This is a genomic window from Sulfitobacter sp. G21635-S1 (genome assembly GCF_027213915.1).
In the GTDB taxonomy this organism is placed as follows: Bacteria; Pseudomonadota; Alphaproteobacteria; order Rhodobacterales; family Rhodobacteraceae; genus Sulfitobacter.
Genome location: NZ_JAPWGV010000017.1, coordinates 69,397 through 83,966, shown reverse-complemented (window position 1 = coordinate 83,966; position 14,570 = coordinate 69,397). Strand labels below are relative to the sequence as shown.

At 64.4% G+C, this 14,570-nt stretch carries 12 protein-coding genes; 8 read left to right on the top strand and 4 right to left on the bottom strand.

What is annotated here, in order from left to right; genetic code table 11:
- Positions 1 to 46: 46 nt before the first annotated feature.
- Positions 47 to 2,635 carry a methyl-accepting chemotaxis protein gene (locus tag O4H53_RS16560; protein WP_269365523.1) on the top strand — a complete coding sequence of 863 codons (2,589 nt, stop codon included), beginning with the start codon at positions 47 to 49 and terminating at the stop codon, positions 2,633 to 2,635.
- 89 nt (positions 2,636 to 2,724) lie between these two features.
- Here O4H53_RS16560 and metG read toward each other — a convergent pair whose 3' ends face one another.
- Positions 2,725 to 4,437: a methionine--tRNA ligase gene (gene metG / locus O4H53_RS16555; protein WP_269365521.1), complete on the bottom strand. Its 1,713-nt coding sequence runs from the start codon at positions 4,435 to 4,437 to the stop codon at positions 2,725 to 2,727.
- A 64-nt stretch (positions 4,438 to 4,501) separates the two neighbouring features.
- Positions 4,502 to 5,734 (bottom strand): MFS transporter, encoded by a 1,233-nt coding sequence (locus O4H53_RS16550; RefSeq protein ID WP_269365519.1) that lies wholly within the window; start codon positions 5,732 to 5,734, stop codon positions 4,502 to 4,504.
- A 182-nt stretch (positions 5,735 to 5,916) separates the two neighbouring features.
- Between O4H53_RS16550 and O4H53_RS16545 the strand changes: the two genes are divergently transcribed.
- A complete protein-coding gene (locus tag O4H53_RS16545) occupies positions 5,917 to 6,960 on the top strand; it encodes an aldo/keto reductase (RefSeq protein WP_269365517.1) in 1,044 nt (347 codons plus the stop codon).
- Between the two features lie 516 nt (positions 6,961 to 7,476).
- On the opposite strand, the gene O4H53_RS16540 is transcribed toward O4H53_RS16545, so the two are convergent.
- On the bottom strand, positions 7,477 to 8,424 hold the full coding sequence (locus O4H53_RS16540; RefSeq protein ID WP_269365515.1) for a GlxA family transcriptional regulator: 948 nt from the start codon (positions 8,422 to 8,424) through the stop codon (positions 7,477 to 7,479).
- 79 nt (positions 8,425 to 8,503) lie between these two features.
- Between O4H53_RS16540 and O4H53_RS16535 the strand changes: the two genes are divergently transcribed.
- From O4H53_RS16535 to O4H53_RS16515, 5 genes are read left to right on the top strand one after another with little or no spacing between them, the layout of a single operon-like run.
- The gene (locus O4H53_RS16535; protein ID WP_269365513.1) at positions 8,504 to 9,415 is read left to right on the top strand and encodes a 3-keto-5-aminohexanoate cleavage protein; all 912 of its coding nucleotides are present in this window, start codon (positions 8,504 to 8,506) and stop codon (positions 9,413 to 9,415) included.
- Positions 9,412 to 9,903, top strand: a complete 492-nt coding sequence (locus tag O4H53_RS16530; protein WP_269365512.1) for a lipocalin — start codon at positions 9,412 to 9,414, stop codon at positions 9,901 to 9,903. The genes O4H53_RS16535 and O4H53_RS16530 overlap by 4 nt, the downstream gene beginning before the upstream one ends.
- The gene (locus O4H53_RS16525) at positions 9,900 to 10,073 is read left to right on the top strand and encodes a hypothetical protein (protein ID WP_269365510.1); all 174 of its coding nucleotides are present in this window, start codon (positions 9,900 to 9,902) and stop codon (positions 10,071 to 10,073) included. Before O4H53_RS16530 ends, O4H53_RS16525 begins: the two co-directional genes overlap by 4 nt.
- Positions 10,070 to 11,542 carry a carnitine 3-dehydrogenase gene (locus tag O4H53_RS16520; RefSeq protein WP_269365509.1) on the top strand — a complete coding sequence of 491 codons (1,473 nt, stop codon included), beginning with the start codon at positions 10,070 to 10,072 and terminating at the stop codon, positions 11,540 to 11,542. Before O4H53_RS16525 ends, O4H53_RS16520 begins: the two co-directional genes overlap by 4 nt.
- Positions 11,539 to 12,285, top strand: a complete 747-nt coding sequence (locus O4H53_RS16515) for an SDR family oxidoreductase (protein ID WP_269365507.1) — start codon at positions 11,539 to 11,541, stop codon at positions 12,283 to 12,285. The genes O4H53_RS16520 and O4H53_RS16515 overlap by 4 nt, the downstream gene beginning before the upstream one ends.
- 283 nt (positions 12,286 to 12,568) lie before the next feature.
- Here O4H53_RS16515 and O4H53_RS16510 read toward each other — a convergent pair whose 3' ends face one another.
- On the bottom strand, positions 12,569 to 13,429 hold the full coding sequence (locus O4H53_RS16510) for a helix-turn-helix domain-containing protein (RefSeq protein WP_269365505.1): 861 nt from the start codon (positions 13,427 to 13,429) through the stop codon (positions 12,569 to 12,571).
- A 107-nt stretch (positions 13,430 to 13,536) separates the two neighbouring features.
- On the opposite strand from O4H53_RS16510, the gene O4H53_RS16505 reads away from it, so the two are divergent.
- Positions 13,537 to 14,490: a fatty acid desaturase gene (locus tag O4H53_RS16505; protein WP_269365503.1), complete on the top strand. Its 954-nt coding sequence runs from the start codon at positions 13,537 to 13,539 to the stop codon at positions 14,488 to 14,490.
- Positions 14,491 to 14,570: the final 80 nt, after the last annotated feature.

The following is a 14,570-nucleotide window of genomic DNA, read 5'->3' as shown; positions in this document are numbered from 1 at the left end:
ATCGCCCGAGGCCGGGCCGAATCTGTTCTTCGAAGGGAAAATGTCAATGTCAGAACCGGCAAAGAAGCCTGCCCGCGTTCATCCGATGCGCAGCCTGTTTTTCAAGACGGCTCTTATTGTGGCGATTTGCGCCATTGGCGTTGTGGCCGCGATCGAGGTGATCAATATGCGGACCGCACAGGCGCGCCTGCACGATACGATCATGACCCGCGCGACGGAAATGACGGATCTGCTGGCCCTGCAACTGGGCGGGGCCATCAAATTCGAGAATTACGACGCGCTGTCGGAAATCGTGGTGGGTACGCTGGAACACTCCAGACCGGACGCGGTTGCGGCCGCCGCAGTCGATGCGGCGGGGGCCGCCATGCAGGCCGTTCAGGGCCCGCCGCCGGAGCCAGAGTTGCTTGCCTTTGCCCGCGAGGCAATGAAAACTGGTGAACCGGTCGTGGACCGGAACCGGCTGATCATGGCGACGCCAGTCCTTTTCGGAGACCAGAGCCTGCCGGTCGGTGCCATCGCAACGCGCTGGACGGATGAATTCATTCTGGCAGACTACAGGGCTTCGGCCTTTCAAAGCCTTCTGGCCGGGCTGCTGGCGCTGCTTTGCGCGCTGGCCGGCGCGTCCTTTCTGCTGCACAAACTGATCACGGCACCCCTCAACGTACTGGGCCGTTCGATGAAATCTGTGGCGCAGGGGGATTATGAAACCGCTGTCCCGCATACCATCCGCCGGGATGAGATCGGCCTGATGGCCACCCAGCTGGAGGCCCTGCGCGCGGTGCTGCGCGAGGCAGATGCAGCAGCCCATGAAACCGCATTCAAGAGCGCGGCATTTGCCGGGTCTTCGGCCTCCCTGATGATGGTGGATCGTGATTTCCGGGTGATTTTTGCCAATCCTGCCTGCGAGGAACTGGTAAAGGCCAATCTGGAAGAACTGGCAAAGGTATGGCCGGACCTGCAGGGCCAGACCTTGATCGGCGGCGACCTGCGCAATTTCCAGCCCGTGCGGGATGCCGTTGCACAGGTCGAGCGTGGCGGCCTGCGCGGCGGAACAGAGACCGTCAACGAGATGGTGCAGATGGGCGACCGCCTGCTGCGGATATCGCTGAATGCGGCGCTGGGGCAGGAGGGGGAGATGATCGGCTGCGTCATTGAATGGACGGACCGGACTGATGCGCAACGCAACGCTGCATTGCACCATGCGCTGGATTCGAACCAGCTGACGGTGGAATACGACCTGAAGGGCAAGATACAGGACGCAAACCAGAACTTCCTTGACCTGATTGACGGGACCAAGGAAGACACCCGCGCGTGCAACCTGGCCTCGATGTTTGCCAAGAACCTCGACGGCGACCACGATGGCAGCAAATTTGTCACCAAGGTCATTTCCGGAGAACCCATGCGGGGCCGCTTCAACGTCTTTAGCGTCCATGCGCAGAAGACCTTTGTGATCGACGGCAGTTTCGCCGTTCTGACCGACCATAAACGCAAGCCGCACCGGCTCATCTTCCTGGGCAGCGACGTGACGGAGCAGGACCGGGCCATGCGTGCCGCCGAAGCCGCCCGCGAGCAAAGCGCCGCAGAGCAGGCCAATGTGGTCAGCCTGCTTGGCGATGCGCTGAACAAGCTGGCCAATGGCGATCTGCGGGCCGATCTGACCAGCGATATGCCCGCCTCTTACGAAAAGCTGCGCCGCGATTTCAATGGCACGGTCGAATCCCTGCGCGAAGCGATGTCGGCGGTCATGCACAATGCCGATTCAATCCGCAACGAGACCGCCGAAATCACCTCCGCCGCCGACGACCTGTCGCGGCGGACCGAGAAACAGGCGGCAACCCTTGAGGAAACCGCCGCAGCGCTTGATGAACTGACGGTGTCGGTGCGATCGGCCGCCGAAGGTGCCGACGATGCCAGCAGCATGTCCGCCGAAGCGCAGAAAAATGCCCAGCAGGGCGGAGAGATCGCGCGTCAGGCCGTGGCTGCGATGGACGGCATCAGAACCTCTTCGCAGGAGATCTCGAAAATCACCTCCGTCATCGACGATATCGCTTTTCAGACCAATCTGCTGGCGCTGAACGCGGGTGTCGAAGCCGCCCGCGCCGGTGAGGCGGGGCGCGGTTTTGCCGTCGTCGCGACAGAGGTGCGGGCCCTTGCGCAGCGCTCCTCGGATGCCGCGCGGGAGATCAACGCGCTGATCTCCTCCAGCGGTGAACAGGTCAGCCAGGGTGTCGATCTGGTGGACCGCACCGGCTCCGCCCTTGCCGCCATCGTAACTTCCGTGTCTGAAATCTCCAACCGGGTGTCGAACATCGCCACATCGGCGCGGGAGCAATCCAGCGGGCTGGCGGAAATCAACACCGCCGTCAACGAGTTGGATCACGTGACTCAGCAGAACGCCGCCATGTTCGAGGAAACCACCGCCGCCAGCCATGCGCTGACCGCCGAGGCCGATGCCCTGGCGGCTGCCGTGGCGCGGTTCCGGCTGAACGGCGAAACCGCGGGCACAACCGCACCCAGGCCCGCCGCCGCATCGGTGCCCATGACCCCGCCGCGCGCCGTGGCTCCGGCCACCCAGGGCAATGCGGCGCTGGACATGTCACAGGACGTGGATGCAGACGGATGGGAAGAATTCTGAGGCGCGCAGGCGCAGGTCACCCACCTCGCCGGTCAGGCGCTACCGGATGATCCGGTCAGCTTCAGGAAACGAAAATGCGGGCAGGCGGGTCAGTCCCGTTTGCCCGCAAACCGTTCCGCCCAGGCTTCACGCTCTTCATCGGTGATCTTTGCAAACAAGACCTCCGGCACGTCAAAGCCATGTCCCGGCGGCAAGGCGGCGAGGGCGGCGGGGACGTCATCGGGCCAGGCCGGGGCCTCAACCCGCATCGCGGCCAGCATCCGCGCCGCGGCATCGGGGATGAACGGGGCCGACAGCCTGGCATAAAGCGGGATCAGGTTCAGGGCCAGCCGCACCTGTGCCGCCGCCCTGTCCGGGTCGGTCTTGAACACGGACCAGGGGGCCTGTGCCTGCAGGTATTCGTTGCCCGCCGCCCAGATCGCACGCAATTCGGCGGCTGATTTGCGCACCTCCACCGCATCCATCTGCGCCTGATAGCGTGCGACGCGCGCGGTGATATCCGCGATCAGCGCCTCTTCCTCCGGGCCATAGCTGCCTGCTTCCGGCACCGCCTCGCCGAATTTGGAGCGGCAGAATTTCGTGATCCGGCTGACGAAGTTGCCCAGCACATCGGCAAGGTCCTTGTTCACCGAAGCCTGGAAATTCTCCCAGGTGAATTCCGCATCCGAGGTTTCCGGCGCATGGCTCAACAGCCACCAGCGCCAGTAATCCGCCGGCAGGATCTCAAGCGCATGGTCCATGAACACCCCGCGCCCCCGGGAGGTGGAGAACTGCCCCCCGTCATAGGTCAGGTAGTTGAAGGACTTGATGTAATCGACGAGCTTCCAGGGCTCGCCCGACCCCATGATCGTCGCCGGAAAGCTGAGGGTGTGGAAGGGCACGTTGTCCTTGCCCATGAACTGGGTATAGCGCACGTCATCGGCCCCCTTGTCGGTGCGCCACCAGCGCTCCCAGTCGGACCCCTTGCCTGCGTCCACCCATTCCTGGGCGGAGGCGATATATTCGATCGGCGCATCGAACCAGACGTAGAACACCTTGCCCTCCATCCCCGGCCAATCGGCATCACCGCGTTTGACCGGCACGCCCCAGTTCAGGTCACGGGTGATGCCCCTGTCCTGCAGCCCGTCGCCATCATGCAGCCATTTCTTCGCGATGGAGGTGGTCAGCACCGGCCAGTCGGCCTTGGCATTGATCCAGTCGTTCAACTGATCCTTCATCTGGCTCTGGCGCAGCATCAGGTGCTTTGTCTCACGCATCTCAAGGTCGGTGGCGCCCGAGATCGTGCTGCGCGGATTGATCAGCTCGGCGGGGTCCAGCTGCTTGGTGCAATTGTCGCATTGATCGCCGCGCGCATCCTCGAATCCGCAGTTGGGGCAGGTCCCCTCGACATAGCGATCCGGCAGGAAACGCCCGTCGGTGGGGGAATAGATCTGTTCCTGGGAGACTTCCTCGATCAACCCGGCATCTGCCAGCACACCCGCGAAATGCTGGGTCAACACGCGGTTCTGCGGCGACGAGGACCGCCCGAAATGATCGAAGGACAGCCCGAAGCCTTCGGCGATGCGCGCCTGCACCTGATGCATCTCGGCGCAATATTCGGCCACCGGCTTGCCTGCCTTGGCGGCGGCCAGCTCTGCCGGGGTGCCATGTTCATCGGTGGCACAGAGAAACAGAACCTCATGCCCCCGGCCGCGCAAGTAGCGGGCATATAGGTCGGCGGGCAATTGGCTGCCCACGAGGTTTCCTAGGTGCTTGATGCCGTTGATATAGGGGATCGCGGAAGTGATGAGATGTCGGGTCAAGGGGCCGGCCTTTGGTCAGTGAACAGCGCTGCTTTATCAGCACCGCATGCCGCATGCCAGCCCGTCAATCGCGACGCTGGTTGTCGCGGGCGCGACCCGTGAGCCGTCCGATCAGGAAGCTGGTGCGCGGCGCATAGACATAACGTGTGCGTTTCGCCCCGGTCCGGCCCCTGTGCATCCGCAGCAGGCCAAAGACCACCAGTACCCCATGCCCGACCGAGATCATCATGAAAAGCGCGGAAGGCCCGAAATTCTCGATCAGCACCGAGGCGATATAGGGGGCAAAGATGGCCCCGGCCGCGAACCAGAACATCAGCGCGGCGGAAAGCTCGACCCTTTCGTCGTCGCTGGCAAAGTCATGGGCATGGGCCGCGGCCACCGAATAGATCGGAAAGGTGGTCAGCCCGAACAGCCCGGCGGTCAGGAAGATGCCCACCGTCCCCAGCCCGGCGGAAGAGACCGTGACCCCGCAGGCCATCATCGCCGCCACCGAGAGCCAGATCAGCACCCAGCGCCGGTCGAACTTGTCGGCAAGCCAGCCCACCGGCCATTGCGCAATAGCGCCGCCAAGAACGAAGGCGGTCAGAAACCAGGCGATCTGTGCCGCACTCAGCCCGACTTCCTGGCCGTAGATCGGGCCGACCATCCGGAAGGATGCGCTCGACAGGGCCGCGACCACGACGCCGGCCGCGGCAAGCGGGGAGCGGTCAAAGGCCAGACGCGGCCGCAGACGCGGCTGGCTTGGTGTTTCGGGCTGCCGCACCGTAGACAGTGTAATCGGCAGCAGGGCGGCACAGCAGACAATCGCAAGGATGTTGTAGGAGACATAGGACGCGGGTGCGAGGATGCCGACGATCATCTGCGCGGCCATCGACCCGGTCATGTCCACGATCCGGTAGATGCCCATGGTGCGCCCGCGCGTTTCATTGGTGACCTTGGCCTGCAGCCAGGCCTCGATCACCGTATAGCAGCCCGCCACGCAAAGCCCCGAGGCGACGCGCATCAATGTCCAGGCAAAGGCATCCACCACCAGCATATGCGCCATCAGCCCGATGGAACCGGCTGCGGTAAAGGCGGCAAAGGCGCGGCTGTGGCCCACCGATCCCATCAGGCGCGGCGCCCACCAGCAACCGATGAAGAAGCCCAGGAAGTGCGCGGAGCCGAGCAGGCCGATTTCCTGCCGCGAAAATCCCAGGACAGTGCCGGACAACACATCAAGCGGCCCCACGCCGCCAGAGGACAGCTGCAAAAGGATGACCGAGAAAAACAGGGCGGCAAATGAAATCAGCAAACGCATGGGGCATCATTGGTCCATCCTTGCGCCCAACCCAAGCCGAAACCCGACAGGGCGCGTCGCATTTCAGGGTTTGGTCCCGAAATCTTAATCTTTTGTGAGAAAGTTATGGTCACCTGCCGGGGCATTGACGCTTGCAGCCGGATTGCTGCCGGGTAGTCTGCCCGCCAAACAAGGGGACGACGATGCAAAAACGGATATTGGGCGGCAGCGACCTGGCCGTGACAGACCTGTGCCTGGGGTCGATGACCTGGGGCACGCAGAACACCGCCGAAGAGGGGCATGACCAGATTGATCTGGCGCTGGATGCGGGGGTGAATTTTATCGACACCGCAGAGATGTATCCGGTCAACCCGATCCGCGCCGAGACCATTGGCCGGACCGAACGGATCATCGGGCTGTGGTTCGAACGCGACAACCGGCGCGCGGAAGTGGTGCTGGCCACCAAACACTCCGGCGAAGGCATGGCCCATGCCCGCGACGGCGCGCCGATTTCGGCAGCGACGATCCCGGCCGCCATCGAAGGGTCCCTGCGCAGGCTGCAGACCGATTACATCGACCTCTACCAGTTTCACTGGCCGAACCGGGGCAGCTACATGTTCCGCAAGAACTGGGATTTCGACCCCTCCGATCAGAACCGCGCGGAAACCATCGCCCATATGGAGGACGCGCTGGGCGCGCTTCAGGCCGAGGTGAAACGCGGCACGATCCGTGCCTTCGGGCTGAGCAATGAAAGCGCCTGGGGCATGAGCCAATGGGCGCATGTGGCCGACCGTATTGGCGGGCCAAGGCCGGTTTCGGTGCAGAATGAATATTCGCTGCTCTGCCGTCTGGCCGATACCGATGTGGCAGAGGCCTGCATCAACGAAAACATTGATCTTTTTGCCTTTTCCCCCTTGGCGGCGGGCCTTTTGACGGGCAAATACCAGGGCGGTGCGGTGCCCGAGGGCTCGCGCATGGCGCTGAATGGCGATCTGGGCGGGCGCAAGACCGAGCGGGTTTTTGACGCGGTTGACGCCTATCTGCAGGTGGCGCGCGATCACGATCTGGACCCGGTGCAGATGGCGCTGGCCTGGTGCCGGGCGCGGCCTTTCATGGGGTCGGTGATCTTTGGCGCGACCAGCACCGCCCATGTGGAACGCGCGCTGGGCGCGGCGGAACTGACGCTGAGCGATGAGGTCAACGCGGCGCTGAACGCGGTCCACAAGGCGCATCCGATGCCCTATTGAGACGACCTGTCGGATGCAGGGTGTCGAATGCCGCGCATTTTCTGAATTTCGTCAGCGGATCGTGCCAGGCATTTCCGACCCGAATGCCAGGCATTTCTGTCCCAAACCAGACTTCAGGCGTAGTATGGGGCAAGGTTAGGTGAGCGGGACTTTGCTGCCATGTCCGACATTCGAAACAGGTCGCGCCCGAACCGAGGGGTGGGCGAGTAGCGCCCGCGTCACGCCTCAGGCGTGCCTCTTGCAAATGAACTGGCGCGCCTCCGGCGCGACGGGGGCGGTTCGGGCGCTGCCAAAGCTTTGCTTTGGCAATGGGTCCTTACTTTGAGAGCACAGGTTGGGCTCATACCCGCCCTTCGCCGCATTTTTCACGAATGACCGTTTGGCCCCTGTCCCGTCCTTCGGACGTATCGCCGCGATCCGGGTCAGTGATGTGACGCAAAAGTCGGGTTCGCCTGACATCTGACAGTCGGCCGGAATTTTGCAAAATTCCGGCCCGATTTTTTTCAAAAAAATCGGCTAGCCTGGCTTGCCTGTCCGCTGTCGCATTTGGCTTGCCGACATCTGGAACCGCGTCCTGAAGGCCCGCGCAAAGCTGGCCGGAGAGCCGAAACCGGTGTTCATCGCGATCTCCTGCAGCGGCAACCGGGTGTCGCGCACCAGCCGTTCCGCCTGTGACAGCCGCAGGGCAAGGTAATGCGCCTGCGGGGTCACCCCCAGATGGGTCCGGAACTGCTGTTGCATGGCCCGGTCGGAAACCCCAAGGTCCGCCGCGATGTCCCGCAGGGGCAGGGGCGTTTCCAGCGCCGCCTCCATCCGCTGCTGGGCGCGGGCGGTCAGCCGGGAATGGCGCGGGTTCTGGGCGCGGCTTTGCGGGCGCGGCGGCGCCGGGTCAAAGATGAAGGCGGTGGCGATGCGCCCGGCCAGCGTTGCACCGTGCCGGTCCCCGATCAGGTGCAGCATCATCTCCAGCGCCGGGGCCGCCCCGGCGGAGGTCAGCCGTTTGCCACTGACCTGATAGCGGGTGTTGATCAGCTCAACTGCCGGAAAGTTATGGGAAAACCCTTCGAAATCCTCCCAATGGGTGGTGGCGCTGTGCCCGTCCAGAATACCGGCCCGCGCCATCACCCAGGGGCCGCCGTCGATCCCGGCCACAATCGCGCCCTGCGCCGCGATCCGGCGCAGGCTGGCGGTCAGCTGGGGCGTGGTCTGCGCCTCCACCGCAAAGCCTGCGACGATGATCAGCAGATCGGTGGCAGGCATTTTGTGGATCGGTGCTGCGGGAATTTCCAGACCGCTGGTCAGTTGCACCGCTCGGTCGCGCGGGGTGGCGAAGTGCCATTCATACAGCGGCCGCCCCGCCTGCCGGTTTGCCGCGCGCAGCGGATCGACCGCCGCGGCCAGGGTAAGCGTGTTGCAGCCGTCGAGAACCAGAAGGGTGGTATGGGTGATTTCTGCGGATTTCATCAATCATCCTTCGTATTGTGCAAAGCGTGCTTTGCCAAGTGTCGTCATGATCGCGGCAAGCATCAGAAAGGACCATGCCATGCCGCTGACTATGAACCAGGAGGTGTTCATCACCTGCGCCGTGACCGGATCGGGCAGTACCCAGGACCGCAGCCCGCATGTGCCCCGCAGCCCCGCCCAGATCGCCGAGAGCGCCATTGCGGCGGCCAGGGCCGGGGCGGCGATCGTGCATTGCCATGTGCGCGAGCCCGAAAGCGGGAAACCCAGCCGGGATCTGGCCTATTACCGCGAGGTGACGGAGCGGATACGCGAATCCGAGACCGACGTGGTGCTGAACCTGACCGCCGGCATGGGGGGCGACATTGTCTTTGGCCCCACCGAACACCCGATGCCCCCGATTGCAGGCACCGATATGATCGGCGCTTCGGAACGGGTCCAGCACATCGCGGAATGCCTGCCGGAGATCTGCACGCTGGACTGCGGCACGATGAATTTCGCCGAAGCCGATTACGTGATGACCAACACCCCCGGCATGCTGACCGCCATGGGGTCGATGATGACGCATCTTGGCGTCAAGCCCGAGATAGAGGCCTTTGACACCGGCCATCTGTGGTACGCCAAGCAGCTTGTGAAGGACGGCGTGCTGGACGCGCCGGCACTGGTGCAGCTTTGCATGGGCGTGCCCTGGGGCGCGCCGGACGATCTGAACACCTTCATGGCGATGGTCAACAATGTGCCGGAAGACTGGACGTTTTCCGCCTTTGCGCTGGGGCGCAACCAGATGGCCTATGTCGCCGCCGCGGTGCTGGCGGGCGGCAACGTGCGGGTGGGGCTTGAGGACAACCTCTGGCTCGGCAAGGGGCAACTGGCGGAAAACTGGCAGCTGGTCGAACGGGCCGGGACCATCATCGAGAACATGGGCGCGCGCGTCATCGGCCCGGCAGAGGTCCGCGAGAAGCTGGGCCTGACCAAACGGGCGCCCAAGGCGTGAGGCTTTTGCACCTCGTTGCGCTTGGCGGCATTCTGGCGCTGGGGGCCTGTGCGGCAAAACAGGCGGGCTATCCCACCGGCACGCTGCCGCTGCGCAACCCGACGGCCCCGTTGGGCGGCAGCGCGCGCTTCGATCCCGGGCGCTTTTCCGGTGACTGGGTGACACGCGCCTGCTTGGGGCCCTGTGTGCCATCGGTCAGCTTTACCCAAAGCCTGACCGGCGCGGTCTCCGAAAGTGACGCGCGGGGCAGCCGCGCCTATCTGCCGGATGCGCCGGGCGTCCTGCGCGCGAAGACGGGCGATGATGTGCTGGTGGTGATGTGGGTTGACGAGGGGTTCCGCACCGCCGCCGTCGGGCTGGCGGACGGCAGCCGCGCCGCGATCATCGACCGCAGCCCGACCGGCGGGGCCGACCGGATCGCAGCGGCGCGCGAGATACTTGATTTCAACGGCTGGGACGTCAGCCAATTGCGGGGGGTGGCACAATGATCGGTGTTCTTCTGATTGTCGTGGCTCTGGCCTTTGGCGCCTTCTGGGTTGGCGGCATGGTGCTGGGGGTGCGTGACACGCCGCCCTTCGGCTGGAGCGTCAGGGCCTGTGCATCGCTCTGTGCGGGGATGGCGCTGGCGGGCGTGATTTTGATGGGATTGAACATATGACAAAGACGGCAGCAATCATCGGCGGCGGTGTGATCGGCGGCGGCTGGGCGGCGCGCTTTGCGCTGAACGGCTGGAATGCGCGGGTCTTTGACCCCGACCCGCAAGCGGCGCGCAAGATCGGCGAGGTCTTGGCCAATGCGCGGCGGTCCCTGCCGGGGCTGACCGACGTGGCGCTGCCCGCCGAGGGGGCGATCACCTTTCACGACAGCATCCATGAGGCGGTCGAGGGCGCGGCCTGGATCCAGGAAAGCGTGCCGGAGCGGCTGGACATCAAGCACAAGACCTTCGGTGCGATCCAGCAGGCCTGCGATCCGGCCGCGGTCATCGGCTCCTCCACCTCCGGCTTCAAGCCGAGCGAGCTGCAGCAGGGCGCGGCGCGGCCCGAACAGATCATGGTCGCCCATCCCTTCAACCCGGTCTATCTGCTGCCGCTGGTCGAACTGGTGCCGGGCAACGGGATCGACGGGCCGATGGTGGACCGGGCGAAAGAGATCCTGACCGGCCTGGGGATGTATCCGCTGCACCTGAAAAAGGAAATCGACGCCCATGTGGCGGATCGGTTTCTTGAGGCGGTCTGGCGCGAGGCGCTGTGGCTGGTCAAGGACGGCATTGCCACGACCGAGGAGATCGACAATGCCATCCGCTATGGTTTCGGCATCCGCTGGGCGCAGATGGGCCTGTTCGAGACCTACCGCGTCGCCGGGGGCGAGGCGGGCATGAAGCATTTCATGGCGCAGTTCGGGCCCTGCCTGCAGTGGCCCTGGACAAAGCTCACCGATGTGCCGGAGTTCACCGAGGAGCTGGTGGATCTGATCGCGGGCCAGTCGGACGCGCAATCGGGCGCGCATTCGATCCGGGAACTGGAGCGCATCCGCGACAACAACCTGGTGACCATGATGCGGGGGCTGAAAGCACAGGACTGGGGCGCAGGCGCCCTGCTGAACGCGCAGGAGAAGGCCATGCGCTCCGGCACCGCCCTGGGCGCCCGGGCAGAAGACCTGCCCGCCGATGCTCCGGTGCTGACCGCCCGCCGGACCGTGCCGCTGGACTGGACCGATTACAACGGCCATATGACGGAATCGCGCTATCTGCACGCCTTTGCCGATGCCACCGACCGCTTCATGGAGATCATCGGCTGCGATGCGGCATATATCGCCTCGGGTGGCAGTTATTTTACCGCCGAAACCCATATCCGGCACCTGGATGAGGTTCATGCCGGGGCGGTGATCGAGATCCGGACCCGGGTGATCGCCGGGGCGGGCAAGAAGATGCATCTGTTCCATGAGATGACGGAGGGTGACAGGCTGCTGGCCACGGGCGAGCATTTCCTGCTGCATGTCTCGCTGGAGACCCGCAAGCCCTCTGCGCCCTCTGCCGGGATCGAGGCGGCGCTGAGACGTTTCGCCGAAGCTCACGCGGCGCTCCCTGCGCCGGACGGAGCCGGTCGCCACATCGGCGCGCCGCGGTGAAGTCTGTCCTGATCACCGCCGGTGCCTCGGGCATCGGCAGGGCGATGGGGGAAGCATTTGACGCGGCGGGCTATGAGGTCTGGGTGACGGATCTGGACCGGGCGGCCCTCGCGCGCTGTCCCGACGCCTGGCAGTGCCGCGAAGCCGGGGCGGCAGATGAAGAGGCCATGCGCGGGGTCTTTGCCGAGATGGGAGCGCTTGACGTGCTCTGCGCCAATGCCGGTATCGCGGGGCCGACCGCGCGGGTGGAGGATGTGGCGCTGGAAGACTGGCGCGCCTGTGTCAGTGTCAATCTTGAGGGCGCATTCCTGGCGGCCAAACATGCCGCCCCGCTGATGAAACAGGCCGGGCAGGGGGCGATGATCCTGACCTCCTCCACCGCGGGGATATTCGGCTATCCGAACCGCGCGCCCTATGCGGCGGCGAAATGGGCGGTGATCGGGCTGATGAAGACGCTGGCGATGGAGCTGGGTCCCTTCGGGGTGCGGGCCAACGCGATCTGCCCCGGCGCGGTCGAGGGGCCGCGCATGGAAGCTGTGTTGCTGCGTGAAGCTGCGGCCAAGGGCATGACCCGCGATCAGGTCTATCAGGGCTATGCGGCAGGTACGTCGATGCGGTCCTTTGTCGAGGCGCGCGATGTTGCGGAGATGGCGGTTTTTCTGGCCTCTGACGCGGCGCGCAGGGTCTCGGGACAGGTGATCGCGGTGGATGGGCATACGGAGAACCCCGACCCGAAGCCGTGAATGTATGTTTTGGTAACGTGTCCGTTGGTGTTCTGGCTTTTGGTGTTGTCAAAAGGCGCGCGCTGCGCGCGCATTCCATTCCTGGTTTGCCGCTTCGGGTCTCACCGTCCCAGAGGCCCGGAGCCGCCCGCGATTGATCCCCGGTCTGGCACCGCGCCGCCCGTCCCTCCAGCACAATAGCCGTCTCCCCGCGATGCGGGGCCCCTCGGCGATTTTGCCGGACCGCCGGTCTGCGCCGCGCCGTCCCGGTCTCAAGCGAGGGCGGCTCCGGACCAGAGGCGGGTCAGCGGATCAGGGCGCGCATCTCACTCAGCTGATCGGGAAAATCGCGGGCGGTGTTGGAGGCTTCGCGCACGAGGGTGTCGAAGTCCTGGGTGAAAATGTCGATCCGGGCGCGGTCGCGGAAGGCCATGTAGTGGCCGCCGGTATAAAGGACCGCGATGAGCGGGCCGAAGATGGTGATCGGGGCGGAATAAAGCCTGCGGGCGTCGAACTGGTAGAGCCGCAGCCGGGGGTAAAGCTGCCGCGAGAGCCGGATCATATGGTCGCATTGTGCCAGACGGACGGGCGCGGGCAGGCCGCGGTAATAGCCTGTGCCACGCACAAAGCAGTCCAGTTCATAAAGCGGCAGGGCGATTTCATATTCGGAGGTGGCGTCCAGCATCAGGTCGAGCCGGTCGCGCGAGGCGTTGATCGCCTGTTGCGCGGTGCGGCGCAGGTGGGGGCCGTATTCCCAGGCCAGCATGTCGTCAGTTTTCAGCATGTCGGGCAGGGCGGCGGGGACATGGCGGATCTTGTAACCCCGTGCCTCCTGGTGCCAGACAAAAAGCTGATCATCGACAAAGGCGCGCGGGGCCTGTGACATGGAGATGCTGTTGGACATCAGATCGGCGGCGGATTCAGGGCGGTCCGAAATGCCCAGCAGCCAGTCGGCAGAAACGCCAAGCACCTGGGCGCAGGCACCGACAACATGGCCGCCGGGCAGGCGGGCGCCATGGTCCGAGAGCGCCTGGGACAGGGTGGAACGGTCAACGCCGATGCCGCGTGCCAGCGCGCTCTGGCTGATCCCGGCGGTGCGGATCGCCTGTGCAAGACGGGTGCGAAAGACCTGGGCGCGTGCCGATTTGTTGTCTACCTTAGGCATGTGTTAACTTTTATCACCAATTGTAAGCTTTGTTCATCATTATCGGAATGGTCTGATCGCGCAAGGGCGATCACCTTGCGGCAAAGGACTTTTACAGGGAACCAGCGATGCATTTGAGCGAGGCCGGGCAGAACCACGCCACCCCCATCCCCCGGTATCTGCGGTCCGCGCTGCGGGTCATGGCGGGCTGGGAATGGCCCACGATCGGCCTGTTCCTGGCGGTTGTCCTGATCTGGGCTGTTGCGGTGCTGCTGACCTCGGGGGGCGTATCGCTGATCCTGCTGGTCCTGGCGCTGACGCTGCATTCCTCGCTCAGTCACGAATTCCTGCATGGGGGGCCGTTCCGCTCGGCGCGGGCAGGCACAATGCTGGGTCTGATACAGCCGGGGCTTTTTGTGCCCTATCTGCGTTTCAAGGCGCTGCATCTGGAACATCACCAGGATTCCCGCCTGACCGATCCCTACGACGATCCGGAAAGCAATTATCTGGACCCCGACCGCTGGGAGCAGCTGCCGCGCTGGCACCGCCGTGTGCTGATGCTGAACAACACCCTTGCGGGCCGGATGTTGCTGGGGCCGCTGGTGGGGATGGGAGCCTTTCTGCGCGATGACCTGCGTCTGATCAGCACGGGCAATGCCAAGGTCCGCCGCCACTGGCTGCTGCATCTGCCGGGGGTTGTGCTGACGCTGATCGTGGTCTCCTGGTCGCCCTTGCCGGTCTGGTTGTATCTGGTGGCCTGTTACGGTGCCCTGTCGGTGCTGAAGATCCGCACCTTCCTGGAGCATCAGGCCCATGCCCGCGCCTCGGGGCGGACTGTGGTGGTGGAGGACCGGGGGCTGCTGGCGCTGCTGTTTCTGAACAACAATTTCCATGTGGTGCATCACGTGCATCCGCAGCTGCCCTGGTACCGGCTGCCGGGGGTCTATGCGGCGCGGCGGGACAAGTTTCTGCGCCGCAATCATGGCTATGTCTACCGCAGCTATGCCGAGGTGTTCCGCCGGCATCTCTTCTCGGCAAAGGACCCGGTGGCACATCCGCTCTGGCGCGGGTCGCAGGATTGACCTGTAGCGCTTCGGGATATAGCTGATCACTTGTTCGCTGCCTCTCCCTGCGGTCGAACGCGAAAAGTGATGTTGGATGT

Coding starts and splice junctions, on each gene's coding strand:
- O4H53_RS16525 (WP_269365510.1), top strand. CDS start 9,900: ATGATCGGTGTTCTTCTGATTGTCGTGGCTCTGGCCTTTGGCGCCTTC.
- O4H53_RS16505 (WP_269365503.1), top strand. CDS start 13,537: ATGCATTTGAGCGAGGCCGGGCAGAACCACGCCACCCCCATCCCCCGG.
- O4H53_RS16510 (WP_269365505.1), bottom strand. CDS start 13,429: ATGCCTAAGGTAGACAACAAATCGGCACGCGCCCAGGTCTTTCGCACC.
- O4H53_RS16520 (WP_269365509.1), top strand. CDS start 10,070: ATGACAAAGACGGCAGCAATCATCGGCGGCGGTGTGATCGGCGGCGGC.
- O4H53_RS16560 (WP_269365523.1), top strand. CDS start 47: ATGTCAGAACCGGCAAAGAAGCCTGCCCGCGTTCATCCGATGCGCAGC.
- O4H53_RS16550 (WP_269365519.1), bottom strand. CDS start 5,734: ATGCGTTTGCTGATTTCATTTGCCGCCCTGTTTTTCTCGGTCATCCTT.
- O4H53_RS16540 (WP_269365515.1), bottom strand. CDS start 8,424: ATGAAATCCGCAGAAATCACCCATACCACCCTTCTGGTTCTCGACGGC.
- O4H53_RS16535 (WP_269365513.1), top strand. CDS start 8,504: ATGCCGCTGACTATGAACCAGGAGGTGTTCATCACCTGCGCCGTGACC.
- O4H53_RS16545 (WP_269365517.1), top strand. CDS start 5,917: ATGCAAAAACGGATATTGGGCGGCAGCGACCTGGCCGTGACAGACCTG.